We start from the raw sequence: 25591 nt of genomic DNA on the forward strand, positions 1-25591 counted from the left end.
TCATAAAAGTTCTGATATTTATATTTTTAAGAAAGGCATCACCGGATGGCTGTCAGCTTTAGCCTCACGGGAATTTCACCCCTGCATGGATCTCATCCAGCCCTACCCATTGCCTGCGACGCTTCTAACGCTCGGACTGTGGCTGTAGGGGAGTATCATTATGTATTTTGTGCTGTCATGGCTTGCAAGGTGCTACGCTTGCTTTACGGTAGAATATTTCTCGCTCAACTTCCGGATAGGGAAAGTGTCATGGCGTATTCTTCGCACAGCTAAGGCACAAAAGGAAAGTGTCCGGTTTGCCCTATGATACGCCGCCGTTATCTTGCGGGTATGTTTGTCAAAGAACAGGCGACAGCTTCTTTCTGCCTTGTCTGCGGAAAGGGGAACGCAGGCAGTTACATTCTTAAATCTTAAACATCAGGACAGCCTGCATAAGCTTTGAGTGAAGGCGATCTCGTATATCCTCGTCTATGCCGTAATAAGTATTTCCTCGTTCATCACGGAGCTTTCTCATAGAAAGATGTGCGATATAGCCTGCGTAATGCCGGCAGGCAATATTCATTGCCTGCGGCTCTCCCTTGGTTGCGGCTATGATTATCGGATAAGGCAACAAGCCGCGTTCATCATCGGTTGTTTTACCAGTCGTGGTAGTCATAAGCATGTTCCTCCAAATAGCGTTTCAGCAGCTCAAATGAGCTGGTTCTCCGATACTGCACTGTGCTTCTCGGAATCTGATAGAGTGCTGCTATTTCCGCATCGCTCATATCAAAGAAGTAGTAGAGCAGGATAGCTCTTCTTTTTTCTTCCGGCAAGCTGTGGATTGCGTCAGCGATAAGCTTTGCACTCAATTCTTTTCCGCCTGCGAAAAAGGTCTGTTCCTCTTTATCTTCTGCAAAGAAATCTTCACAGGTATAAAGCTGGTTTTCCTCTTTCGGTGTCAGATCGGAAAAGTTAATTTCGTGTGCCTGCCGCTTCCTAAGTTCCTTATGGGCATTGATACTTTCGTTTTTCAATGTCCGTTTGCAGAAGCCGTTAAATGCACAGCGTATTTGCCATTCGGTTCTTTCAGGTTCATTCATGGTATTCACCTCCTTTCGCAGCCGCGAAAGCGGGTAGAATTTCCCCTTTCGTAAACCCTCAACAACGCAGAGTTGAAAACTGCCAAAGAAAAGCGAATATTTTTGAAAAAAAGTTTTTGCGGACACAAAAAATCCCGGCTGCACAGGGCAGACGGGATCGGACATGAAAAGATAGCTGTATGGATATGATGTAACAGGTTATCCGTAAAGGTACAGAAACCCGGAAATAGAATATATCCCCCTTAACAAGATTTTAAGATAACGAAAAATGAACACGACGATACCTCCTTTGATACCGTCGTGTTTTCATAGGTTATGATTGATTTTAAGACACCGCTTCTTTATTCAAGCAGGATAAAAACGACGGTCATATATAACTTGTATATTGCAACTTTTGCATAAGTAGATTTCTCCTTAATAAAATGAGCCGGCAATTACAGTTTTATAACTGTAAATCACCGGCTCTGTGTCTTTGCATCTGGCTCTTTGATTATTGTGGTTTTCAATTCTTTTATATTTACCAAAGTTTCTAATTTGCACTTAGGACAATAGAGAGGAAAATTTTTTAATTCGGTATCTGCCCTTAGTTTTATTCTTGTTTTATTTTTACAGATAGGGCATAACAGCCATTCTGTTAGTATCATCTTCACCACTTCCTTTTAATTGTAATCAGCATATCTCCACCAAGTTATTGTTGAAATCAGTTCTAAAACACTTACACCAAACAGACTAATTATGCTCCATAAATTAAATATCACTTTTCCCGTAATACCACTTGCAAGTGCAGGAACAGACCACGGAATATATTCACCCAAATTAAGAGCTGAACCAAGTTGAGAAAAAAGCATTGTAAAAATAATAAACGCCAATGGTAATAAATACCCACGCCCTAAGCAGGCAAAAAATGCAACCGGAGTAGAGAGTAAAACCGTAAGGGTAGTACAATAGCCAAAAGTAAGCATTCCTTTGAAAAATATTATTGAGCTCCAACCGGCAAGTCCAATCAATTTACCGGCCAACAATCCTAACAAAAGTGCAAAAATAGATATAATATAACTCCATAAAGCGACAACTATAAACTTGGATAATACTATCGTATCTCTTTTGATTGGAAGTGCTAATAAGTCTACCATTGTTTTATCAGAGTATTCTCTGCCAAAAACCCAAGAGGTTGTAAAACCGAAAATGAGTAAGCCTCCAACAGAAATTACTTGTGATAAAGACATAAAGTATGATGACCAATCTGTTATCCTAATCATCTCTATTTTTGCAGAAATCAAACCAAGATTTTTTAAATACTCCGGATATTTCATCATAACTGCAAATAGCCCAACAATAAAAGGAACTAAACAGATCGAACAAAGAGTTATTATAGAAAGTTTTGATTTTATCAACTTTCTCCATTCAATTAAAATACAGGAAACAATCCTATTCATTATGCGCTCCTTCATTGTAGTCATGAATTATTCTAACGAAATAATTTTCTAAATCTTCTTTTTCAACAGTCAGAAGTTTTGGGGGATAACCTGAATTAACCAGCAATTTAGCAATTTCTTCCGGATATTTCACGGATTTTATATCAGTCAGTTCCACGAAACAGATATTATTTTCTAAGTCTGATTTGAAATCCACTTGATAGCCTTTATTAGATAATACTTCTTTTATAGCCCTGTTATCAGAACCGCTTACTAACAACTTTTTTTCTAAGTACTTATCTAATTCTTTACTCTCAACTTCTCTTATCAGTCTGCCCTCATGTATAATTATTATTCTGGTAGCAATTTTAGCTATTTCTTCCAGTTTATGACTGGAAATAAGAATCGTTGTACCGAGAACATTCGCTAATTCATTTAATAGTTCTCTAACCTCAATAACTCCTAAAGGATCTAATCCGTTGGTCGGCTCATCGAGAATTAGTATTTTAGGTTTATGAATAATAGCTTTTGCAATTCCTAAGCGAGCAACATTTCCCAAAGAAAGGTGTTTTACTTGTTTATCTTTATGTTGGTTTAATTTTAATTTCTCAATTACCTTGTCAATATTATCTGTATTTCTAACCCCTCTTAATGTACTAACAATTTCTAAATTTTCCTTCACAGTTAAGTCCGGATAAGAATAAGGCGTTTCAATAATATAACCTATTTCATTCCGAACCTCTAAATTATATTGGTCTACCTTTTTCCCTTGGATATAACATTTTCCTGTTGTAGGTTTTATCAATCCTAAAAGCATTCTCATAGTTGTCGTTTTTCCTGCACCATTCAACCCTAAAAAACCTACTATTTCACCACATTTTATTGATAGATTCAGGTCATCAACAACAAGATGTTTTCCATATTTTTTAGAAAGATTTATTGTCTTAATTGCCTCTTTCACTATTATCCTCCTCAATAATTTGCCCAACAATTCCTTGTATTAGTAATTTTAATATCGTATCAAATTGCTTTTCTCCGATTTCTTCGATGTGTAATATGCTCATAGCAATCGTTCTAAATAAAGCGGAGATAATTTCTACTGATAAGGTTTCTCTAATATTGATTTGGGACACAATTCTCTCAACCATTTTACCATCTAAGAGATGATGGGTTTTTATCACTTCTTTGGGCAATTTTCTTATGAGTAACTCCATTTCATGATTTTTGAAAATGGTATACACAAATGAATAGCGAAAATCCTGATAAAAATCATGTAGTAATCGCACAAACTGATCTGCATTTATTTGATTTTCTTGTCCTAATTGTTCCGTTAGACGGTTCATAATATCTATTTGATATTCTTCCAAGACTGAAAAAAACAACATTTCTTTTGAAGCATAAAAATTATAAAAAGAACCCTTGGAAATATCTGCCATTTCTACCATTTGGTCAACTGTGGTTTTCCTAACCCCATATCTTTTAAGACAGTCCTTTGCAACCTTATGTAATTTCTTTCTAATTGCTTCTTTTTCTTCATCAGTAAAAGCAGTAGCCATAATTCCCTCCTGAATACTTTATGACTTTTTTTGTATTTATAGTCATAGAGTATTGTATCATATAAAATCAAAAATGTCAAAATGGCTTATATCTTCATGGTTGACAATTTTCTGTTTGCCATCATTCTTTTCACTTGCTTTTCTTACTGTCTTTTAATTTACCTTTTTTGGCAAAAGATGAATTTCCGTTGTTGTAGAGATTAAGGGATAAGTGGAATAGCAAGCATAGGAAAGGGGTATCCTTTCCGTAAAAAATCTCTATTTTCCGCAGTTCCGGCGATAGAGATTTTGCTTGCTGGGAAGTGTCCCAAACCCTCTACGAAAACAAAAAGGAAATTCACCGATGAATAACAGAAAAAGAAATGTGCAAATTAAGTTTCGTGTTACAGAAAAAGAACGAAACTTGATTGAAGAAAAAATGAAACAGGTGCCTACAAGCAACATGGAAGCGTACCTTCGGAAAATGGCGATAGACGGATATATCATTCAGGTCGATCACAGCGATATAAAGAAAATGACGGCAGAACTTCAAAAAATCGGGGTCAACATCAATCAGATTGCAAAAAGAGCAAACGCGACCGGAAATGTGTATCAGGAAGATATAGAAGAAATCAAAGGAGCCTTAAAAGAGATATGGCGGTTACAAAGATTAAGCCTATTAAAAGCACATTAAAAAAGGCACTTGAATATATCCAAAACCCCGATAAAACCGATGACAAAATGCTTGTATCTTCTTTCGGATGCAGCTATGAAACCGCAGATATAGAATTTGCCTTTACGCTTTCACAGGCACTCGATAAAGGAAACAATTTAGCCCATCACCTGATACAGTCCTTTGAACCGGGAGAGGTCAGCTTTGAAAAAGCCCATGAGATTGGAAAGCAGCTTGCAGATGCAGTAACGAAAGGACAGTATGAATATGTCCTTACCACCCATATTGATAAAGGGCATGTCCATAATCACATCATTTTTTGTGCTGTCAATTTCGTGGATTATCATAAATATAATTCCAACAAAAGAAGCTATTACGGAATCAGAAATATCAGCGACCGCTTATGCTATGAAAACGGTCTGTCGATCATCACTCCGGAAAAAGGACGAAAAGGAAAAAGCTATATTGAGTATCAAACGGCAAAGAAAGGTACAAGCTGGAAAGGAAAGCTGAAAGAAGCGGTTGATCTTCTGATTCCTCAGATAAAGGATTTTGAAGAACTTTTAGAGAAACTTCAAGCTTCCGGCTATGAAATCAAACGCGGAAAATATATTTCCTGCAGGGCACCCGGACAGGAGCGATTTACAAGACTGAAAACCCTCGGAGCAGATTATACGGAAGAAGCAATCAAAAAACGCATTGCAGGAATTAAGAGCCGCACCGGAAAGAAATTGACACAGGAGAACGGAATATCCCTACTGATTGATATTGAAAACAATATCAAGGCGCAGCAATCGGCGGGTTATGAGCATTGGGCGAAAATCCATAATCTGAAACAGGCTGCAAAGACAATGAATTTTCTCACCGAAAATAACATTAGGCAGTATGAGGATTTAATCAGTCGGATAGATGAATTGATCCTTGATAGTGAACAGACGGCAGACAGCTTAAAGCAGGTGGAAAAGAAGCTTTCCGATATGGCTGTTCTGATAAAAAATATTTCAACCTATCAAAAGACAAAGGATATTTACAGAGGATATATCAAGGCAAAGAATAAGGACGCATACAGGCGTAAACACGAAAGTAGCCTGATACTTTATGAAGCTTCCGGAAAGGCACTAAAGGATGCAGGCATTAAAAAGCTGCCGGAGCTTACCGTATTGCAGAAAGAATATTCTACCCTGCAAAAGAAGAAAGATGCCATATATTCCAATTACGAAAAACTGAAAAAGAAAGTCAAGGAATATCAGAAGGTCAAGCAGAATGTTGATATGATTTTACAAAGAGAAAATTCAGGCAAGGAACATACAAAGACCCTTGAATAATTCCTGTTGTGGATGATGAGTAAAATTCATGGTATGATATAGCTAACTAAAGAAACGGGAAATACACAATATTGAGGGCAGAAAACAGTTCCCGGAAGAAAAGGAGCTGATAGAATGACACGTGGGGAAATATGGAAAGATTTTTTTAGGAAAGTAATAGTACCTGTTTTATTGACAGCATTTCTCTTTTACTGGGGAAAGAGCATATTTACACAAAACGGAGAAACCAATTATTTCTATGTATGGCTGTTTTGCGGAGTTCCTTTCGGTATCAGAAGAATGTTCCTGTGGCTGATTCCGATAAACCATGACTTCACTGCAACGGTGGGAATATTTGCCGTAAATATCATAGTCGGCGGACTGATCGGCTGCATTGTGATTATCTGGCAGCTTCTCGTTGCGGCATGGTACATTCCGCTTACGATATACAGGCTTGTAAAAGAATAAAATTCAGAAAGGTGTTTTTATGGACTATACTGACATCCGTAAATTAGCAATAGAATTTTCAGGTTTATCAGGAATGGATGATACCTATACATTCTATTACGATGAAACTAATAATTCTCGAAAGTTTAGAATTACTGAAAAAGATTTCAACTCATCAAAAGATGAAGATTTTGTTATAGGTGGACTTGTTTATGAGGGTGAAAACAGACAGTTTAGCCTTGACAAATTATTTCAGTCGTTCAAATTGCAATCCAATGTGAAAGAGGTTAAACGTCAACATATCGCACCCGGTAAAACTTTTCTTGAATGTGTAAAATCAACCAAATTACAGCTTTTATTAAAATGGATTATTGAAAATGATGTATATGTACATTTTATGGCAATGAATAATTTATATTTCGGTATTGTAGATATAATTGATTCATTAGTTGCTGATACAGAGTTTTCGATGCTTCCACCTGATTATATCAATCTCATGAAAAACACTTTATATAAATATATCAATGCAGATATTGATTATATTCATTCTGTTTTTCTGAAATATAATTATCCCAATATACAGTCTGATAATGTACAGCCATTCTGTGAGGACTTTATTGCTTGGATAGAAAACATAAGTGTTGAAAATGAACAGGAAGATTTTGGATTAGAATCAGTTCGTCAGCTGCTAAAAGATTCTCGGAAAAAGGAAAATCTTTGTTTTTTAAGCGACAATAAAGATTTGATTTTAATGGATGGATATGAAAGCTTATATATTGAACCTATTTATATGTTCCCATATTCACAACATACTTTTGATGAAGAAGTAGAGATAATAGATAAACTAAAGGATTTTCCTATTTGCATTGATAATCAAATACTTAGCAATTACGTCTTTGTTAAATCCGAAAGCAATCAATGGATTCAATTATCTGATGTCATTATTGGGATTTTAGGAAAAATGTTTCTGTATGCAAATTCTAAAAGCAAATCGGAAATCATAAACGAAACCATAAAACTAAGTGATATGCAGAAAGAAAATATATCACTATTAAAGTCCTTAATAGAAAAGTCAGAGAAAAAATGTTTAGCTTTTATTCACTTCACTGCAAATTTTTATGAGATTGAAAAGGTTAAACTTATTTTATCTATGAAATAAAAGGGTAATCAAAGTTTTTTAGGGTTTGTCAAAGTTTTTTGGGGGAAAGCATTAGGGTCAGATGTCATTCGTTATGGTCTGTCGTTAGGGACAGTCTGTGGGGTCGTTCATTAGGGGCGAACTATGGGGTCTGAACAAACAAGAACTGAACGGAAAATCAAGCGGAGGATCGATAAGTGATCTCCGCTTTGAATTGCAACGATTCTGATGTCAGTTTTCTTAATGAGAGTTTAGGTTAAAGTACCAGACGTGGGAAGGGTTCGTCTTCATTTTGTTCAGAATGAGCATGGTTTCTGAAATAGATGAATTCATCCCATAGATTCATCCAGGACAGGAATCCGTACAGGCAGTTTAATTCCGTTGTTTGAAAATCGAGATCCGTTTCAAGATCGAGGATATGTTGATGCAGTTCTTGATAGGTGGTCATCTCAAATCACCTCCCTTATTGATGTCAAGAAAGGCTTCGTCCAGTATTCTGCTGGCAGCAATGAAGTCACATGGAAGCCCCGCTTCATTGAGGATCCTATCCGGGTTGTTAAAAGGACTGTTGCCTTCAGCCACCCAGTGCCGAAGGGAAAGAAGCTCGTCCTTTGAGCAGTCGTACATTTCGAGAATCGACTCGAGCTCAGCGTTCAGGACGCGCTGTTTACTCTTAGGAACTGTGTTCCGGTATCTTAAAGAACGAGGCCGGTCTTGTCCGACAGGCTCGCGTCCGTTTAATTGGGGATCGTTTCTTGAAGCAAAGAGGAACCGATTCCGAAAATGGTTGAAATTACGGAAACCCCGCCCCATCCGTTTCAGATCTTTGGCCTTTCTGTTCGTGGATTCGATAGGACCGTTGGACAATCTCGAAATGATAGCGCCCCCGTTTTTATCAAGCCGTTCCATCAGAACGAATGAGTTGATGATAGGTTCCCTGTGTCGTTTCAGGAGTCTGGAAAAACGGATAAAGATGTCGTGATCGCAATGGGCGTAGTCATTGATCAGTTGATTCAATTCGATTGCCGCCTTTTGAGGCTTGCCGGCATTTACTGTGTTGAATCGCACATAACGCTCTTTCAGATCATGGAGTTCTTTCAACGCGGGATCAATGAGAAAAAAGCGTTCCTTGTAATCGGAGGTTCTCATCAGGCATCTGAAGTGCCGGTCCATGTGTGGTTCCTCGTGATATGTGATGGAATCTGCATTGGAAAGTAAAAGGAAACGGTAGTGCTTCAGCAGATACAGTTCATCGGACATTGGAAGCCTTACCTGGTGTCCGGCCTTTTCCGACAGTTTTTTCTGCCGTATTTCGTCACGCTCTCTGATCGTATTCTGCAGATCGCGTATGAAATCCGCAAGTTCTTTGACGATCCACTGGATCACATGGAAAGAATCTACGACAGATACTGCGTTCGGAAAGTATCTCTCAACATAGCGAAGATATTCATTGTTCATGTCCGTGATGAGATATTGAACGGCAAAACGTTCTTCCTTTGGAATGGATGCGAAGTATGGTTCAGTCACATTCTGCCTGCGGCTTTCGAGCAGATCAATCACTTCTCCTGTATGAAAATCCTGAACGACCAGCGCATATTGACATATCTGATCGATGTCGAGATGAACTTCGTCGATGCTGATCGCATCCGTCAGGGCAATCCTCTTCATGTTGACATACCGGTCAAATACGTTGATGGCGTATGTGTCAGAAGTGTTGAACTTCCTTGCGATATCTGCGGCAGACTTAGTCAGATCCCGGAATTCATTGACGATGAGAAAGTCGGCTGCGTTTGTGTTCCGACGGTGTTTACTTATGAAATTAAAAGATTCATTTTCTTCATATCGACATTGCCCGTTCGTACAGCGCCAGCGCCGCTGCTTCAGTAAAAGGACTAACTGATACGTGTCCTGCAATATCGGATGATTGACCCTTCGGATCCTGATCCCTCTGGAATGCATTCGAAAGCTGCACCGGGGACAGAATCTGATCTCCGGTGGTGTCGACAACGTAACCGTTTTGACACGTCCCTCTGTGGAGATGTCCTCGATTGTTATTGCAGGGTCTTCTAATTCAAGAAATCTTATGATATCATTCATGTATGCTCCTTTCATTTTAAAATCGTTGCAGTTATATGATAAATGAAGAAGCATAGAGGAGGCAATCACGGCCTCCTCTAATCATTTTGAGTTCTTTTGCCCCTACGCACTGCCCCCATTGTCAGACCCCACGGAAGGAGCCCACTGTTAGACCCGAATGAACAGAGACCCTAAAAAACTTTGATTACCCGATTTTTCAACACCCTTGGGTCGTTTTTTATTGAGATTGTATTATTCCATCTCTTCCGAGGATTCCATCAGCTCTCGCCATTTGCTTTGGTTTCTAGCCATTTCTTACCTCCTAACTCACCGATTTCATCATATTCTTTGTTGCTTTCAAAGCGCTTAGTATCAAATTAGTATCACAGGGCATCTTGACCTGCTCGTACAATGGATTTTCGTCCTTGCATTATAAAAGGCGCTACCGACTGTGTGAATCGGTAACGCCTATGGCCAACGATATTTACTTTTTCCTATTCCCATGTTTTGGTGATCTCATATATCGTCCGAAGCTCAGTAAGGACGTTCTCATCATCGGAATGACCTTTTGCTATCTCATTCAGCTTCGGCTCCAAGACTTCAAGTCTTTCGATGATCCTTCTGCGGAGTCGTTCATTACCAACGACTACGATTTGCTGACTCAACCCGCTTTGTAGCATGTAGTCCTGAATGCTCCTTCCAGTAAGATGGATTCTCTTATAGAGCTCATCCCTCTGTTCCGGCGAGACTCGGAAGCCGACCGTGATGTACCTTTTTCTGTTCTTGTAATTACGAAGCGGCTTTTCTCCTTTCTGTTGATATCCTCCCATATCTATATCGCCTCCTGCCAGTCATTTTCTATTTCTAGTTTGCCCACGATTTCCTGCTGCTTATGAGGGAACATGTGAGCGTAGTGCATTGTGATATCAATGTTTTCATGTCCTACTCTGTTTGCGATATCTACTGCAGAGAATCCCATATCAATCAGCATAGACACATGCGAATGTCTCAGATCGTGAATACGGATTCTCTTTACTCCAGCAGCTTCACTACCGCGATCCATCTCATGATGCAGGAATTCCTTCGATATCATAAAGATTCGATTCTCGGGATTAATTCCATACTGCATCCTGGTAAACATCTCCAGCTCTCTAGTCAGGAAGTGTGGGATCTTCACCACTCTGATTCCCTTCTTTGTCTTTGGTGGTGTGATAACAATCTGACCCCTGATGTGCTGAAGAGACTTTGTAATGTGGATCTCATCGTTCTCAAAGTCGATATCGCCTAATGTCAATGCAAGCATTTCGCCGAGTCTGAGACCTCCCCAGTAAAGCACTTCGAATGCCGTGAAGCTTTCGATGTTACCGCTGATTGCCTCAGAGAATGCCCTGTACTCGTCCTTCGACCAGATGCTCATTTCCTGTGTTCTATCATCCCCTCCAATCGGACCAGCCGAATGAACCGGATTTTTCTTCAGTTCATAGAGGCGCACAGCGTGATTAAAGATGCAGCTAAGCTGTGACTGGATCGTTTTCAGATACTTCCTGGAATACAGTGGCTTTCCGTTTTCATCCTTCATAGTGATCAGCGTGTTCTGCCACTTGATGATATCGCTTGCTTTTATCTCATTCATTTTCTTTTTCCCAAAGTACGGTATCAGTTTTTCTTTCAATATGTATTCCTTCGTAATCCATGTGTTCCATCTAAGCTTCGGCTTCATATCTTCGGTATATACTTCCACGAAATCGGCGAAAGTCATATCCAGAGTCTCTGCCTTCTGATTCCTGAAACTACGTTCCCATTCCAGTGCCTCTTTCTTTGTCTTGAACCCGCGCTTAGTCTTCTTCTTTTTTGTTCCGGTCCAGTCCTCATAATAGAAAGAAGCCATCCATGTGTTTCTGTTCTTGTCCTTATATGCTGGCATCTTTTCCTCCTTCTTCTATCCCAAAGGCAGCGCAGGTTCTCTCGATGTAATCCTTGCACCTTACGGGTCCAGCCGCTCTCATAGAACCATCTGCCTCCAATTTCTTATTTCTCTTCTTTGTCATTCGACAGGTCTTCATCCTTGATACGCAAGGCCAACAGTAACTTCATCGACTTGTAGGAATCTCTTGCTGGCTTCCATTTCTATGCTCCTCACTGGCGAATCCGTAAATGCGCTCACGGTAATACTGTCTGCTGACGCGGCCGGCTACTGTCAGGTATCCTTTCGCTTTCAACTCGTCGTTCATCTGCTTGATCAGCTTATATGCAAAACCCTTTGATACGCCAAAATCCTTGGCAACAGTTTCTACTCCAACAAACATTTCGTTTTCCATAATGACCTCCGTCTTTATTTCCCGGGATGTCCGTATCTTACTTCTTGATTTTTAATTCGTTAACAATGCGATTTTCTCATTCGCACATTTGACCTTATCTCTTTCTTTTCTTATGCCAATGCTCCTTCGAGCTGTCAGCACATCGGATCGCCCGATCGACCTGTTTCATGGTCTCATCTGGCAATGTGCAGCGATATGATACCAGCTGTTTTCTGTCCACAGTCGTCTGCTGCTCTCCGAGCACCATCGACTGCTTTGGCAGCCCTTTCAGCTTCGGGAGTAGCACATGGGTCGCCATTCCAGTGTTCTTCAGCCGGCTGGTAATAAGTGCTACTCCATAGGTGGTGGATGTTCTGTTCAACCAATTCCCCTGCTTAATCACCACCGGTCTGATCCCGGCCTGCACCGATCCGATCTGGTCCTGGAGAAGATCCGCATAGAATACATCTCCTCGCTTCACTTCCATATCGTGACTGATCATATTCCACCTCCTCTACATGGCATCCAGCAAGATGCTACGGATGGTACGGATCTCAATGCGGATCTCCTTTACAGACAACTCCATGTCTGCCCTCACATCCAGAGGACTCTTTCTGTCAAATACCAGTGCTTCTATTATGGCGATCTGTCTTTCAGAAAGAGCCTCCAGTCCACCACGCAGGCCTTCATCTCTGACATGGCGGATCCAGGTCTTGTGTTTATCTGTAATGTAAACTCTTTTGATTCCTTCAATGTTCAGCAACTTGTCGATCAGATCACTCATGTCGTCATCGAAGATAAGCATGCCATCTGCTCTCGTCCTCATAGCTTCCTCCATTTCTCTGAACACACATTCATGGGAAATACAAAATGAATCGCCTATGTATCATCCGGCGCAGGAAAATAATCCCTTCGTATACTTGACACGCCGAGCTCATTCACCTTGCCGGATTTTCTTCATAAAACGATCCATTTTGTCCACGACACCCCGGATCTCAGGAAACAATCAGGCGAAGGCAAGCTACCGCCTCCTCATGGGTCTCTAACCCCTCCGGTCCCCCGAAGCAATTCTCATTGCGTGATCCCGCATCCCTGCAGGGCTGTGACTAAATTGAAGTATCATTGTCCTCCCCGGCGGTCATCGCACAATGACAGCCGCCTTGCTGTCTTTTGAAGTAAGACATTATCGCTCGCCTGATGGGTCATGGCGCATTACTTCGCATGCTCACGGAGTTACCCGATATACCAGAGAGAAAGTACCTGATGAATGTGTATTCCGTTTTCAAAGTGCAGTTTGTTATCTTGAGCGGTCACCGGCTGTCATGATTTCTTTACGAAAGTCCTGCCCGATTTTGCCTCTCACCCTATAGACAAAAATGGGAGGAATTATAACGGTCTGAATCGAAATTTTTTCTGTTTTTCCCAATCCGAAGCATTTTAGGACAAAAAAAGCACCTTGCAGTTATTTGCAAAGTGCTGTGTAATGAATTGCCGCTACCCTGGTTGATTCTACTCAACCAGGGCAAAGAATTCGTCATTTTGACTACTTCAATAACTTTTCCAGCTTTCGTTTGATACGATTCAGGCGACGCGCAACAGCGGCCTGAGATATTCCAAGTTTTGACGCATATTCCGTCTCTGTCATTCCATCCTCATAGAGAGCTTTCAGCAGCTCCCGCTGACTTCCGCTGAGTTCGGAAAATGCTTTTACAATTCTTCTTTCGTGATCGGCTTTGTAATCTCTGTACCGTTCTTCTTCGATCATTGCAAAGGGATCACCTTCTGAATCTGCAAAGTATTCTTCCTTTCCGTCCAGATCGGCAAAATTGACACTGTGACGTTCCTCACGTTTGTCCAGTTTCCACTGCTCCCGTTTTACTGACTTCAGTTTTTCTCCCCATTCATCGCTGATCTCGATCTCAACAATTTCTTCAGTGATGAACTCATATCTGATTGTTTTCATTTCTTCCTCCTGACTTTCGAAAAGATGTAAATCTGCTTTTTTCGAAATCAGAAGGTTACGGACCTCTGATGAATCGCAGGGCCTGTCTCCGCATCCGCACTGTCTTTCTCCTTTCGGGCAAACAAAAAGGCCGGGAGAATTTCTCCTGGCCGGAGCCAATTGTCTGAAAGACAGGCATAAAAAGAGCCCCACATCCATTTGGATATGAGGCTTCGTTAACTATTCATTTTTCATATGCTGCTATCTCCCAGCATATACAGTGTAACCTCCTGCGGGTCTCAGGTCAGTACCGGACGTGTTCCATTGAGGTCGGTTTCATGTGTCATTGGGGTTTCAGTGAAGTATCAATGAGGTTCCATCCGACTCTTACCAGCTGGGCCTCCCGGTCGTTGTTTGCAGGATCGATGGTAATGTGATCATAGGCGTTATTACATTCCAGACCTTTTCCATCCTCCGAAAACGGAGCAAACTCCAGAAGATCGCCATTGGGCTTATAGAACTTTACTCCACGGATTCCTTCGTCATTCTTCCGTATTTCAAGATCAAGCCCCGGACTCATCCGTATAATTGAGATCAATTCAACATCTTCATCACCACGATTCTTCGGATCGCTCCAGAGCAGGCACTCCAGCAATCCTTTTCTAAGTATTACCGGTGACTGGAATATCGTACGCTCACCAAATACTGCGATTCCTCCCTCCTTGTATACGGGAATCTTCTGCATTCCGTCCCGTGGCGGCCATAATTCTTTCAGTTTGATTGACATTTCTCTCCTCATACTTTCTGATAACTCCGGGCCATTTCCTCAAACGTCATTTGCTGTGGCTTGTTTCCCAGCATTATCTGCCGTAAATCATCGATACTTCCTCCCCAGATTGCCAGTCCGAAAACAATAACCGCTTCCTTCTTACGACGGTAATAGGAACTTCTTTCAAGATTCAGCTCTTCCATCATCTCCGCTTCGGTGTACTGGAACTTGCCCAGATAATACATGGACAGAATATGAGCATACAGCTCACCGTTCAGCGGAAACTCTCTGACTTTGATGATCGCAGAATCTACAATCTCAACCATCCATTTGACACTGAACAGCGCCCGTATCTTTGCGGCAAATTTCTCCTTCTGTTCATCTGGAGCGAAGTTTTCCAGATACAGCAGGGCAGTGTCAAGATCACTGCTGGCATATCCGTATTCACATGCAAGATCTTCTCTGACTAGATTCGCATATTCACTTGTCTCCCAGCACACATCACGGTAGCTCTCCAGGAGCTTCTTTGCTCTGTCGTAAACTTCAGTTTCACTGATTTCCCGGCTCGAACATATTGTAGCTATTCTCTGTCTGGAGCCGTTTCTGTTGTTACCCATCTCGTCTCCCTTCAATTCGTTCTTTTACACTCTGTGTGCCGGTGGAACTCATGATCCCGGCGTGTGCATCCCCGGCTGCTGCTTAAGCGATAGGGAAACGAATCGCTGAAGAACTCCGGCACTCCGGTAATGTACTAAGTCTGCAGCATTTCTGATTTTGTAACAAAGAAAGTGCTGCCTTCACCAGCAACAAAGCTTACACTGATCACGGCATTCTGCCGGATCACTTGGGGGTAATTGTTCTGCATCAGCTGATATCAATATTATATGGCCGGTCCGGCAAAAAGTAAACATATGTTCGTTTATAAAAAGAACATCGGTCGATTTTAGGACCGGTGTTGCATGAAGATGAATTAATATTAAACACAACGGAAAGTTGCCAAAAATTGCGAAGGGACCATCATAATGAGGCAGTAAGCTGCTTCTGATGGTCCCTTTTGACTGATCACACTTGGATATTACCAAAAAGGATGGATTTGTTAACCATCAGTTTGTATTTCATATGTACTGTTTTCTTTTGAATTCGATATCTCGGCGAAGTATTACCTGGATTACAGTGATAAATGATTCAAAGCGGTTTCCAGCATTTTGCGGTATTCATCCACTACCGGCTCTGGTGACAGCGGCCGCATCTTTCCGGAAAACTGGAACAGCCATCTCTGATAGCGAACGATAGTCGCTCAGCTCATCGACGGAAACTTCCGGTGATGTTTAAGGGGCTTGGGGCGCTTCCCCAACGAGCGGAAAAGGTCTGGGTATATACCCAGACACTGCTCGCACAGAATGTTTGCCCCGAAAAATTGTGACGAAAGAAAAACGAAAAACGAATTTTGCCATGAATTTACACGAAAGAATAGCGAGAAGTCGGCAATTCATATTGAAACCTCGCTTGTTATTTGGTATAATCCATCATGTCATACTGTAGCATAATTTGTTAAGTAAAGATGAGGATAATACCATGATCATTTCTTATGATAATCTTTGGAAACTGCTAATTGATAAACGCTTGAACAAGACTGAACTGGCGAAGAAAACAAAAATTAGCACCAGCACGATTACGAAAATGTCACGTGAAGAACCTGTGGCTTTGACGATCCTCGTTCGCATATGTGATTATCTCAACTGCGATATTGGAGATATTGTCAGCGTAAGAAGAGATTGAAGTGCGTTTTTTGGTACAGCTCATTGGCTACAGTAAAAGTATAGATACATGAAGATATGGGGCTACCACTAATCCTTGATCTGGATGATCAGATTAAGTTTAAGAGCGCTGCTAAGTCCTTTGTGCGTACATACGGCTTTCTTGGTGCAATTCTTCCTTACGGAAATGTTGACTGGGAGAAGCTGTCGATTTTCTTGAACTTACTGATACCAAAGCTCCCGTCTCCGCGAGGCGATGATCTTTCAGAAGGAATTCTTCAGACCATTGATCTGAGCAGCTATCGTAACGAAGCTCAGGAAGCTATTGCAATCAAGTTGGAAGATGCCGATGCAGAAATAGCGCCGGTGCCCGCAGGCAAGGTCGGCCATATCGTTGAGCCGGAGATGGATCTGCTTTCCAAGATTATTATGGATTTCAATGATATGTTCGGAAATATAAATTGGAACGATGCGGATAATGTGCAGCGCCAGATTCTTGCGATTCCGGAGATGGTTTCAAAGGATAAGAAGTATCAGAATGCTATGAAGAATTCCGATGCACAGGAAGCGCGTACCGAAAGTGAACGTGCGTTGCAGCAGGTCATATTCTCAATAATGGCGGATAATATGGAGCTATTCAAACAATTCCAAGACAATCCGTCCTTCAAGAAATGGCTGTCTGATTTGGTGTTTAACTTGACCTACAATCCGGAAGGCAAAGAATATATAATGCCTGCATCAAAGATTCAAGACAAGAAAGCAGTTCAGTATGATTTCAAATCTCAGAATGATTTGATGATGGTAGCGGAACCGCAGGCACCATATGGAAAAAAGAATAATAAATAGAGGGATTGGTAATAGGCGTGGTGACTGTATATAACTACGCCTTGATGGAGGCTTTGGCTGAATGATTATTGATAATAAAATTGCGAACATAAATGAAGCGATATGCAAGAATATTGATTTAATCGATTTCAGCACTGTAACGAGGGGCTTGGTGGCGCAGAATCTTTTGAGTCAATCAAGAAATCTTGTAGAACACATTGCGGTGAAGATTTATGCCCAAGGTGCGGATATCGATGCTGACTGGAACACTATTCCCGCGGCGATGGAATTTCTAAAACGGGATAATAAGTATTTGTTTTTGCGAAGCTTTCATTCTTTTTTGCAAGAGTCAAAATCTCACTATACACCTGACAGCGAAGGTGCGGAACGGCTGGTGCTGAAGTATTATCAATACTATTTACAGACAAGAGAGTTTGTGAAAAGGGAATACCAGACAGATATCCTCCAGAACATAGAAAAGTTTCCTGTCGATACAGATAATTCTGTAAGGGAATATCACCGAAAAATAGCGGAAAAGCTCAATCTGGACTATGGTATCCGTAATTTTAACCACGAACCGAGGATGTATGTCCACAAGATTGTACCGTTTATTGTGGATGGGCGAGTCTACTATGAGATAACATTGACACCTGCATATGATACTACTAGCAAATTTGATAGATTCGTTTGCTATTCTGTCGGAGTGGTTCCTTCTTATTACTCAATAAAGGCAGATATTCATTACGACAAGATTGATATCAATGGAAGAAAAATGCCGATCAGCATACTAACAGACTATGCTGTTTCCGTTAGACCGTGTGAATTAAACAACTATGCAAGCATTTTGGGGATCAATATTAAGATGACGGCTACCCATTCCGAGTATACAGGGATGATGTCCTATCTTAGTAGATCAGGAGCCAGCCTTCTTGACGTTGCAACTGCGTCCCCAAAAGAATATAAGTGGATCAAACATCAAATGTTTGGACGCAGTATGGCTCATCAGTTTGAACCGGTTTTAGATAAAAGCCGTGATTTGATTTTAAAAGGTGCGCCTGGATCGAATGTTCTGCGGTATCTGCTACATACTCTAAACAATAAAATAATCAAGAATCAGAGGTACGATGAAAGCGTCTGGAAACTTTCAGATTTGTATCTTAAATGGGGCTGCATACCTTTTGACACGATGCCTTTTGCATCTTCCTTGATTCAGCATAATCCTGGTGATCGCGATCTTTTTGGAAGTATAAGTCCCGAGGGCCGCGAACATGAAATAATGGCACGATATATTCATACGAATATGAGCATCAATTCCCGACTCTATACCCCGCTGAAAGAATTGGAAGAGTATACAGATGACATCGATGGAAAGATTAACAAATTCAATGCGGCACTATATAGCGGGCACCCAGGCCGTAGAATTGAGAAGTTCGGACAAAGCCTATATATTAAGGAATCGTATGACCATACAAAACTTATTATCGAAAAGCTTCAAGAAATGTCCCAAGAAGGGGTTCAGGGCTATTCCGATGCTATAGAATTCTGGCTAATGTTTGAGGCGGATGTTGATAGTGAAGAGAAGAAAGAGATCCTCGGAAAAATGTTTAAGGATACTCATGTTTCTCTTGTGTATGGTGCTGCAGGCACTGGAAAGACATATATTATAAATCATGTTGCACAGTTCTTTGAAGATCAATCTAAGCTGTTCCTTGCCAATACAAATCCGGCAGTGGATAATCTGCGAAGGAAAGTGAACGCACAAAACTGTGAATTTATGACTATACGAAAATACCTTATGTCCAAGTACATTAATACTGACTACGACATACTGGTAATTGATGAGTGCAGCATGGTAAGTACTGGCGATATGTCTGCGCTTCTTGAAAAGGTCAATTGTGAGCTTTTGATTCTTGTTGGAGATACATATCAGATAGAGTCAATCGTATTTGGAAACTGGTTCTCGCTGGCGAAATACTTTTTGCCAAAGCATGCTTGGCACGAACTGGAGAAACCGTATCGGACTGACGATGCAAAACTCCTTGAATTGTGGAGAAAAGTCAGAAATATGGACGATGACTTAACAGAGTATATAGTGAATCATCAGTATGCTGTAAATCTAAATGACTCTGTATTTGACAAAAAGTCTGAGGACGAGATAATCCTTTGTTTGAATTATGATGGATTATATGGAATTAACAATGTAAATCGATTCCTTCAAGAAAACAACAGTAATCCTCCTTTTCGGTGGGGCGTTTGGACATTTAAGGTCGGTGATCCGATACTGTTTAATGAGTCCAAGCGTTTTGCGCCGGTATTATATAACAATCTAAAAGGAACAATCATTGATATAGAACTGGATAAAGAGAATGATTATATATGGTTCACCATAGAAGTTGATAAGCGCCTAACAGCATTGGATGTGCGGAATAACGGATTAGAGCTACTGAAGCCAATTAGGAAAGGGAAATCTGTTGTTCGGTTTTATGTTTCAAAGAAAAAAGATGCTGACGACGACAAAGATTATGCAGATGATACGGATATTCCGTTTCAGATTGCATATGCTGTTTCAATACACAAAGCACAGGGCTTGGAATACAACTCAGTAAAAGTGGTGATTACACGAGACGTCGATGAAAAGATTACTCACAACATCTTCTACACGGCAATTACTCGTTCTAAAAAGCATCTAAAAATCTATTGGAGCCCGGAGAGTCAGCAAAAAGTGTTAAGCAGCTTTACGATCGGAAATGTAAAGCATGACGCTTCCATTTTTTCAGCTCAGGCACAGATAAAAATGAAGAAGGTATAAAGGCGTTTTTTGAAAAAGATGATACATATAGTGGTGATGATACATGGGACTATTCAGCAAGAAATATATATACGTGGATGTCTGTTTCCTTCATGGAAAGCATCCATACACATACCGGACAGATGACAGCAGCATTGCCATCAATACTGTTGTAATGGTTCCTGCCGGGATAACGTATAATAAGTTTCGCAAATTCAATTGAATAAAAATAGACATAGTCTATTGCCATCGGTAAAATTAAGTTACCACACAAAATCCACCAAGGAGGCAATAGCTATGTCTGATAACATTATACAGTTAAATGAAGACCTGATAAAGCATGATCTTAAGGATCTTGTCCGCAGCAGTGTTGAAGAAACGCTGAATGCCCTGCTCGATCATGAAGCGGATGAACTTGTCAACGCTTCAAAGTATGAACGTACAGAGAATCGTAACGGCTACCGCTCAGGTCATTATGAGAGAAACTTCACCACAACTGCGGGAGACGTGAAATTAAAGGTCCCTAATTGAAAGGTATCCAGTTTGAGACAGCCATCATCGAACGCTATAAACGCCGGGAATGCTCCGTCGAAGAAGCCCTGATCGAAATGTGTCTGGCCGGGGTATCCGTTCGTCGCGTAGAGGATATCACAGAAGCTCTTTGGGGGACTAAGGTATCTCCAGGAACGATCAGTAATCTCAATCAGAAGGCTTACGAACATATCGAAACCTGGCGCAGCCGAAAATTAACCGGTGAATACGCATACGTTTATGTTGACGGTATTTACCTGAAACGCAGCTGGGGCGGCGAAGTGCAGAACGTGTCCGTCCTTGTTGCTATCGGCGTATCTACAGACGGCTATCGCGAGATTATCGGCGCTGCAGAAGGCATGAAGGAAGATTTTGAAAGCTGGCATAACTTCTTTATTTGGCTTAAAGAGCGGGGCCTTACAGGAGTCAGACTAATCGTTGGTGATAAGTGCCTTGGTATGCTGGAATCCATTGCCGATGTATTTCCGGAAGCGAAATATCAGCGCTGCACAGTACATTTCTATCGGAATGTCTTCAGCGTAGTCCCTCGAGGCAGGATGCGGGAAGTATCCTTAATGCTGAAAGCCATCCACGCGCAGGAGAACAAGGAGGCATCACGCGAAAAGGCAGCCGCCATTGTTGCGAAACTTCGCGAAATGAAGCTCTCTGCAGCCGCAAAGAAAGTTGAGGACGGTGTAGATGAAACGCTGACCTACATGGACTTTCCTACAGAACATTGGACCCGTATTCGGACGAACAATGTAACCGAGCGAGTCAACCGGGAAATCAAGCGGCGTACCAAGGCAATCGGGGCGTTTCCAGACGGGCAAAGTGCTCTGATGCTGGTTTGCGCCAGACTTCGTTATGTAGCGGCTTCGGATTGGGGAACCAATCGGTATCTCAACATGGATCATCTGTTCCAGATGGAACTTATGAACAATACTGAAACGGCTGAGGCGTCTGCCGGCTAACTACCAGGAATCCGATGGCTGAAATTGAATTTGCGAAAAAATCTTGACACTATCTTCACCGGCAACAAAGCTCATACTGATCCCGGCATTTATCAGGATCATTTTGAGGGTATTTGTTCTGCATCAGCTGATATCAATATTATATGGCCGGTCCGGCAAAAAGTAAACATATGTTCGTTTATAAAAAGAACATCAGTCGATTTATAGACCGATGTTGTATGAAGATGAATTAATATTAAACACAACAGAAAGTTGCCAAAAATTGCGAAGGGACCATCCTAACGAGGCAATAAGCTGCTTCTGATGGTCCCTTTCGACTGATCACACTTGGATATTACCAAAAAAGGATGGATTTGTTAACCATCAGTTTGTATTTCATATGTACTGTTTTCTTTTGAATTCGATATCTCGGCGAAGTATTACCCAGATTACAGTGACAAATGATTCAAAGCGGTTTCCAGCATTTTGCGGTATTCATCTACCACCGGTTCTGGTGACAGCGGCCGCATCTTTCCGGAAAACTGGAACAGCCAGCCGTAAAACGTCGGGCTGATGCTCACCATGGTCCGAAGCCGGAAGTGGGTCTGTGAGATCCTCCATGTCTCCACATCCTCGCCAAAGTGATCAATGACGGATTTCATGGTCTCTGCCGCACACTCCAGCACTACTTCCTGCTGATCTCCCGGATACATCTTGAACACTTTTTTCGCAAAATTATCCAGATCGAAGTCCTTCGGCTGGATCACAGCCGGTTCGCTGCTACGATTCAGATTCGTGATCCGGTCCACCCGGAAAACATTCACCTCGGCTCTCTTGTCCAGATAGCCTACCATGTAATAATGGTTGTCATCCCAGAGAAGGGCGTAGGGGCTTACCACATAGATTTCGCCGTCGTGTTTCAGAATCCGATGTTTGTCAATGGTGTAGTCCAGATACTGAAAAGTCACTTTCTGATCACTGTTAATGGCATCCGTCAGGAGATCCACGTCGTAATAAACGTTACCGTTCTCGGAGTCCATTCTGCCGGCAGTGTATAGATGGCGTACCAGTTTCTCGGCCTCATACTTGCTGGTCAGGTGACTGAGCTTCCAGATCAGCTGATCGCACTTCGCCTTGGAAATGAAACGAGAGGAAGAAACTGCATCGATGAGCAGCTTCAGCTCTGGAAGCTCGAATTCACGGCTGGCCATGAAAAAAGCATTGTAGTAACTCTTGATGGTTACGATGTCATAGCCTTCCGCTACAAGCACATCAATGTCGTCCTTCACCGTCTTCCGGGCAGCATTGGCGCTGGCCTCCGTAAAAATCTCCACCAACTCGTTGGTAGTAACCGGATGTTCTTCATCCGTTTCACGGTATAAATATTTAAAAAGCCGAATTAGGCGTTGTTTGTTGCGTAGTTGAGTCATAGCATTCCTATTTTTCTGTAAAAAATACAAAATACGGAAACAACTTTATCGATTGCAGAGCGGTGGTCTCTCTGATTTTAGATTGGATGTTATCGTTCTCACATCACGAATTTTTTTGCTTTCAGCCTTGTTCGCAATTTTTTCAACGCTTTCGACTCTATCTGTCTAACCCTTTCTCGTGTTACACCAAGCATGCTTCCCACTTCCTCTAATGTCTTTTCTCTATTGTCACTAAAACCATATCTCTCACGAATCACTTGCTGTTCCCGTGGTTTCAATCCATCCAGTATGTGATCCATTTCTTCTCTGAAAACAGCATCCTCTACATCCCGTAAAGAATCCTCATCGTAGAATTCTTCTCCACTATTTCGTCTTGTAGGGCATCTTCTTTTTCAGGATCAGCAATGATAGTATACCATACAAACCCAATATTTTGTAGCATTTTTCACAAGCACCATGTAGATTGGGCATATTATCGCCCAATCATATTTTGGAATTCCATACCCATAGATTTGTCTTCCGCCCACCGGGTAGCTGCGCCTTCTGCAGGTGTCGGAGCTGTTTCCTTCTATGGTGTAAACGGTTCTGCCATCGCATTTTTCCACCAATCCCACGTGGTCCGGGCTGCCGTCGCCTCCCCAGTCGAAGAAGATCACATCACCGGCACTCGGCTTGTAGCTTCTGGTCTGCCACTGATGCTTGTTTTTATAGAAACTGATCATTCCGCCGACTCCGGCAGATTTCGGCATGATTCCGGCCTTAATATACCCGCACTGGACGGAGTACCAGGAAACGAAGCAGGCACACCATTCCACACGACTGTGGAAACCGTACCAGCTCCAGAATTTTTTTCCTCCTTTGTTTCCAATCTGCTGAGCGGCAACGCTGACGATCTTGCCGTTGCCGATACCATAGTTGTAATTGCCGTATGGATAGTATCGAAGAACATGGGCAGGGTACGGCTTATCGCCATAGGATTTCCAGCCGTGCTTTTTCGCCTGCATGTCCGAGAAATCCGAAGCGTTCTTCACCGTGTATCCGCCGTCCCGGGCTATACCGTTGCCGTAGTTGTACCCTTGCAGTGCGAGGCGGATCCGCTTCATATCCATGGGGTTCTTGCATTTTGCTTCTTTCAGGGATGCAGCCAGCGCCTGAACACCGCACTGGACGGAGTATGCCGGGTCCTTGATGCTGTTTGGAGAGTGAGGATACATCTTGTTATAGCCGCTTTCCGAGGCCTGCATGGGATCGGCGCCTCTGCCTCCGGATTCCTGCATCATGACGGCCTTGACCAGCTCCGTATATTCACCGATTCCGTATTGGCCGGCATATTTGGAAATCACAGCAAAATAGTCTTCTACCTCCGGGTTCACCAGCGTGTGGTTTGCTGAACTTTCATCCCCGAAGAAATAAAACGCAGCCCCAAACAGGATGCAGACAAGCACGATCACTAGGCAGATGATTCCTCCGGCAGAGATGGCTTCGATCATTGCTTTCGCGTTTCGAATCAGCTCCCGCATTATCCTTGCCGTTCGTTGCGCCATTCTTCCCGTCTGCCAGACGGCTCTCTTTGTGATGCGGACGCTCTGCATGGATCTTTTCCGGGAATCTACAACGGTTCACTGCCTGGCGAAGTCACGAATCGCTTTCTCTTCTCCTTTTGCCCTCGCCAGCTGACGGCTGTTGGCGAAGTTTCGGATGCTTTGCTCACGGCTGCCATAATTCCGGATGGTTCTCTGCTTACCGGTGATTAGCTTTTTTCTGCAAGTTGTCTTTTGCGGAACCGGACGAAGTTTTGGATTCTGACTGAAGATGCAGTGACGCTATCCTGCGCCTGACTCACCGCATAGCGGATCTTTCCCACTTCACGGATCATCTCCAGAATGCGGAGTTCCTGATTGGAGAGCATGTCAAACTCATCAGTTAACGCCTCAGGAGGTTTCGCAGATGCAGGTTTCCGCAGTTCCTCCAGTCTTTCTCCCGGCTTGGTGGTCATCAGCTTATACAGCTTCGTGTTTTTCGGGGATTTGTTCTCGAACGGCACTATGGAGGATCCAACCTTGATCAGGCCGTGTCCGGCATCCACGTTGGTGATATATGAAAGCTGAAGATCGGAGATATTCAGCAGGCGGGCCAGCTCGATCCGGTTTGTGGCTGCCTGATTCAGCATGACGATGAACTCGGAGTTGGACAGCATGGTACGGGCGGTGTGGGACTGCAGAAGATCCAGCACGTTCTGGGTGAGTAGGCGCCGTATTTCCGGACCCGCTTCCACAGCTTGTACAGGAACTGGGCAGAATACTCGTGCATGAAGAGAACATAGATCTCGTCGATGAACACGAAGGTCTGCTTTCCTTTCTGCCGTTTTTCCGTAATCCGGTTCACAGAATCACCAGCATTCCGATGGCACGAAGCTGTTCTCCCAGCTCCAGAATGTCGTAGCAGATCACTCCTATCTTCCAACATGCACTATGTAATATCCGGCGGGTCTCAAATCAGTACCCAGTACCAAACCTTCGCCTTCATCCGTTTGCGAAAAGTGTTTTTTCCTCTTTCCGCGCCACCGTTTGGCAACGCGCGGTTTGTTGCAAAAAGGAGGAGATTTTGTTATCAATCGGGTAGGAGGCGGTCGTTA

Annotated in this window: 27 protein-coding genes and 2 pseudogenes; 8 read left to right on the plus strand and 21 right to left on the minus strand. The window is 42.3% G+C overall.

The features are described 5' to 3' along the window. Positions 1–403 precede the first annotated feature (403 nt). The 6 genes from BHK98_RS05760 to BHK98_RS05785 all read right to left on the minus strand — a co-directional run bounded on the left by BHK98_RS05760 (position 404) and on the right by BHK98_RS05785 (position 4050). Complete coding sequence (locus BHK98_RS05760; protein WP_075712600.1) at positions 404–655, minus strand: helix-turn-helix domain-containing protein; 252 nt, start codon at positions 653–655, stop codon at positions 404–406. Continuing rightward, positions 636–1079, minus strand: coding sequence for an RNA polymerase sigma factor (locus BHK98_RS05765; RefSeq protein WP_075712601.1), 444 nt, complete (start codon positions 1077–1079; stop codon positions 636–638). The genes BHK98_RS05760 and BHK98_RS05765 overlap by 20 nt, the downstream gene beginning before the upstream one ends. A gap of 455 nt (positions 1080–1534) precedes the next feature. Further along, positions 1535–1723 (minus strand): cysteine-rich KTR domain-containing protein, encoded by a 189-nt coding sequence (locus tag BHK98_RS05770; RefSeq protein ID WP_075712602.1) that lies wholly within the window; start codon positions 1721–1723, stop codon positions 1535–1537. 15 nt (positions 1724–1738) lie between these two features. Beyond that, entirely contained in the window at positions 1739–2515 is a 777-nt protein-coding gene (locus tag BHK98_RS05775; RefSeq protein WP_075712603.1) for an ABC transporter permease, read from the minus strand. Then, a complete protein-coding gene (locus BHK98_RS05780) occupies positions 2508–3455 on the minus strand; it encodes an ABC transporter ATP-binding protein (RefSeq protein ID WP_245796833.1) in 948 nt (315 codons plus the stop codon). The genes BHK98_RS05775 and BHK98_RS05780 overlap by 8 nt, the downstream gene beginning before the upstream one ends. After that, entirely contained in the window at positions 3439–4050 is a 612-nt protein-coding gene (locus BHK98_RS05785; RefSeq protein ID WP_075712604.1) for a TetR/AcrR family transcriptional regulator, read from the minus strand. Before BHK98_RS05785 ends, BHK98_RS05780 begins: the two co-directional genes overlap by 17 nt. A gap of 343 nt (positions 4051–4393) precedes the next feature. Between BHK98_RS05785 and BHK98_RS05790 the strand changes: the two genes are divergently transcribed. The 4 genes from BHK98_RS05790 to BHK98_RS05805 all read left to right on the plus strand — a co-directional run bounded on the left by BHK98_RS05790 (position 4394) and on the right by BHK98_RS05805 (position 7612). Then, positions 4394–4723, plus strand: a complete 330-nt coding sequence (locus BHK98_RS05790; protein ID WP_075712605.1) for a plasmid mobilization protein — start codon at positions 4394–4396, stop codon at positions 4721–4723. After that, complete coding sequence (locus tag BHK98_RS05795) at positions 4684–6027, plus strand: relaxase/mobilization nuclease domain-containing protein (RefSeq protein WP_075712606.1); 1344 nt, start codon at positions 4684–4686, stop codon at positions 6025–6027. Before BHK98_RS05790 ends, BHK98_RS05795 begins: the two co-directional genes overlap by 40 nt. 114 nt (positions 6028–6141) lie before the next feature. Further along, positions 6142–6474 carry a DUF6050 family protein gene (locus BHK98_RS05800; protein WP_075712607.1) on the plus strand — a complete coding sequence of 111 codons (333 nt, stop codon included), beginning with the start codon at positions 6142–6144 and terminating at the stop codon, positions 6472–6474. Between the two features lie 19 nt (positions 6475–6493). Then, on the plus strand, positions 6494–7612 hold the full coding sequence (locus BHK98_RS05805) for a DUF3800 domain-containing protein (RefSeq protein ID WP_083628066.1): 1119 nt from the start codon (positions 6494–6496) through the stop codon (positions 7610–7612). A 235-nt stretch (positions 7613–7847) separates the two neighbouring features. Here BHK98_RS05805 and BHK98_RS05810 read toward each other — a convergent pair whose 3' ends face one another. The 11 genes from BHK98_RS05810 to BHK98_RS05855 all read right to left on the minus strand — a co-directional run bounded on the left by BHK98_RS05810 (position 7848) and on the right by BHK98_RS05855 (position 15292). Continuing rightward, positions 7848–8039: a hypothetical protein gene (locus BHK98_RS05810; protein ID WP_075712099.1), complete on the minus strand. Its 192-nt coding sequence runs from the start codon at positions 8037–8039 to the stop codon at positions 7848–7850. Continuing rightward, positions 8036–9688: an ISL3 family transposase gene (locus BHK98_RS05815; RefSeq protein WP_158024447.1), complete on the minus strand. Its 1653-nt coding sequence runs from the start codon at positions 9686–9688 to the stop codon at positions 8036–8038. Before BHK98_RS05815 ends, BHK98_RS05810 begins: the two co-directional genes overlap by 4 nt. Before the next feature lie 473 nt (positions 9689–10161). Then, the gene (locus BHK98_RS05820; RefSeq protein WP_075712608.1) at positions 10162–10497 is read right to left on the minus strand and encodes a plasmid mobilization protein; all 336 of its coding nucleotides are present in this window, start codon (positions 10495–10497) and stop codon (positions 10162–10164) included. 2 nt (positions 10498–10499) lie between these two features. Further along, positions 10500–11591, minus strand: a complete 1092-nt coding sequence (locus tag BHK98_RS05825) for a tyrosine-type recombinase/integrase (RefSeq protein ID WP_075712609.1) — start codon at positions 11589–11591, stop codon at positions 10500–10502. Then, entirely contained in the window at positions 11578–11715 is a 138-nt protein-coding gene (locus BHK98_RS13505; RefSeq protein WP_158024468.1) for a hypothetical protein, read from the minus strand. The genes BHK98_RS05825 and BHK98_RS13505 overlap by 14 nt, the downstream gene beginning before the upstream one ends. 42 nt (positions 11716–11757) lie before the next feature. After that, positions 11758–11985 carry a MarR family transcriptional regulator gene (locus tag BHK98_RS05830; protein ID WP_075712610.1) on the minus strand — a complete coding sequence of 76 codons (228 nt, stop codon included), beginning with the start codon at positions 11983–11985 and terminating at the stop codon, positions 11758–11760. Between the two features lie 94 nt (positions 11986–12079). Beyond that, positions 12080–12466, minus strand: a complete 387-nt coding sequence (locus BHK98_RS05835) for a type II toxin-antitoxin system PemK/MazF family toxin (RefSeq protein ID WP_083628067.1) — start codon at positions 12464–12466, stop codon at positions 12080–12082. Between the two features lie 12 nt (positions 12467–12478). Further along, complete coding sequence (locus tag BHK98_RS05840; RefSeq protein ID WP_075712611.1) at positions 12479–12790, minus strand: hypothetical protein; 312 nt, start codon at positions 12788–12790, stop codon at positions 12479–12481. A 717-nt stretch (positions 12791–13507) separates the two neighbouring features. Then, positions 13508–13927, minus strand: coding sequence for an RNA polymerase sigma factor (locus BHK98_RS05845; RefSeq protein WP_075712612.1), 420 nt, complete (start codon positions 13925–13927; stop codon positions 13508–13510). A gap of 322 nt (positions 13928–14249) precedes the next feature. Beyond that, positions 14250–14693: a hypothetical protein gene (locus tag BHK98_RS05850; RefSeq protein ID WP_075712613.1), complete on the minus strand. Its 444-nt coding sequence runs from the start codon at positions 14691–14693 to the stop codon at positions 14250–14252. An 8-nt stretch (positions 14694–14701) separates the two neighbouring features. Next, positions 14702–15292, minus strand: coding sequence for a hypothetical protein (locus BHK98_RS05855; protein ID WP_075712614.1), 591 nt, complete (start codon positions 15290–15292; stop codon positions 14702–14704). Positions 15293–16250: 958 nt separating this feature from the next. On the opposite strand from BHK98_RS05855, the gene BHK98_RS05860 reads away from it, so the two are divergent. The 4 genes and pseudogenes from BHK98_RS05860 to BHK98_RS05880 all read left to right on the plus strand — a co-directional run bounded on the left by BHK98_RS05860 (position 16251) and on the right by BHK98_RS05880 (position 21547). Then, positions 16251–16454: a helix-turn-helix domain-containing protein gene (locus BHK98_RS05860; RefSeq protein WP_075712615.1), complete on the plus strand. Its 204-nt coding sequence runs from the start codon at positions 16251–16253 to the stop codon at positions 16452–16454. A gap of 56 nt (positions 16455–16510) precedes the next feature. Further along, a complete protein-coding gene (locus BHK98_RS05865) occupies positions 16511–17278 on the plus strand; it encodes a hypothetical protein (protein WP_245796834.1) in 768 nt (255 codons plus the stop codon). Positions 17279–17339: 61 nt separating this feature from the next. After that, entirely contained in the window at positions 17340–20066 is a 2727-nt protein-coding gene (locus BHK98_RS05870) for an ATP-dependent DNA helicase (RefSeq protein ID WP_075712616.1), read from the plus strand. A gap of 276 nt (positions 20067–20342) precedes the next feature. Continuing rightward, positions 20343–21547 (plus strand): annotated as a pseudogene (locus BHK98_RS05880) (IS256 family transposase). A 428-nt stretch (positions 21548–21975) separates the two neighbouring features. Here BHK98_RS05880 and BHK98_RS05885 read toward each other — a convergent pair. The 4 genes and pseudogenes from BHK98_RS05885 to BHK98_RS14210 form a co-directional block, all read right to left on the minus strand. Continuing rightward, a complete protein-coding gene (locus BHK98_RS05885) occupies positions 21976–22860 on the minus strand; it encodes a helix-turn-helix transcriptional regulator (RefSeq protein WP_158024469.1) in 885 nt (294 codons plus the stop codon). A gap of 194 nt (positions 22861–23054) precedes the next feature. Beyond that, positions 23055–23282 (minus strand): annotated as a pseudogene (locus tag BHK98_RS14065) (sigma-70 family RNA polymerase sigma factor); the annotation flags it as partial. 72 nt (positions 23283–23354) lie between these two features. After that, complete coding sequence (locus BHK98_RS05895) at positions 23355–24500, minus strand: lysozyme family protein (RefSeq protein WP_245796836.1); 1146 nt, start codon at positions 24498–24500, stop codon at positions 23355–23357. Positions 24501–24706: 206 nt separating this feature from the next. Next, positions 24707–25231, minus strand: a complete 525-nt coding sequence (locus BHK98_RS14210) for a hypothetical protein (RefSeq protein WP_465250941.1) — start codon at positions 25229–25231, stop codon at positions 24707–24709. Between the last annotated feature and the right edge of the window lie 360 nt (positions 25232–25591).

The organism is Hornefia porci (genome assembly GCF_001940235.1).
Classification (GTDB): Bacteria; Bacillota; Clostridia; order Peptostreptococcales; family Anaerovoracaceae; genus Aminicella; species Aminicella porci.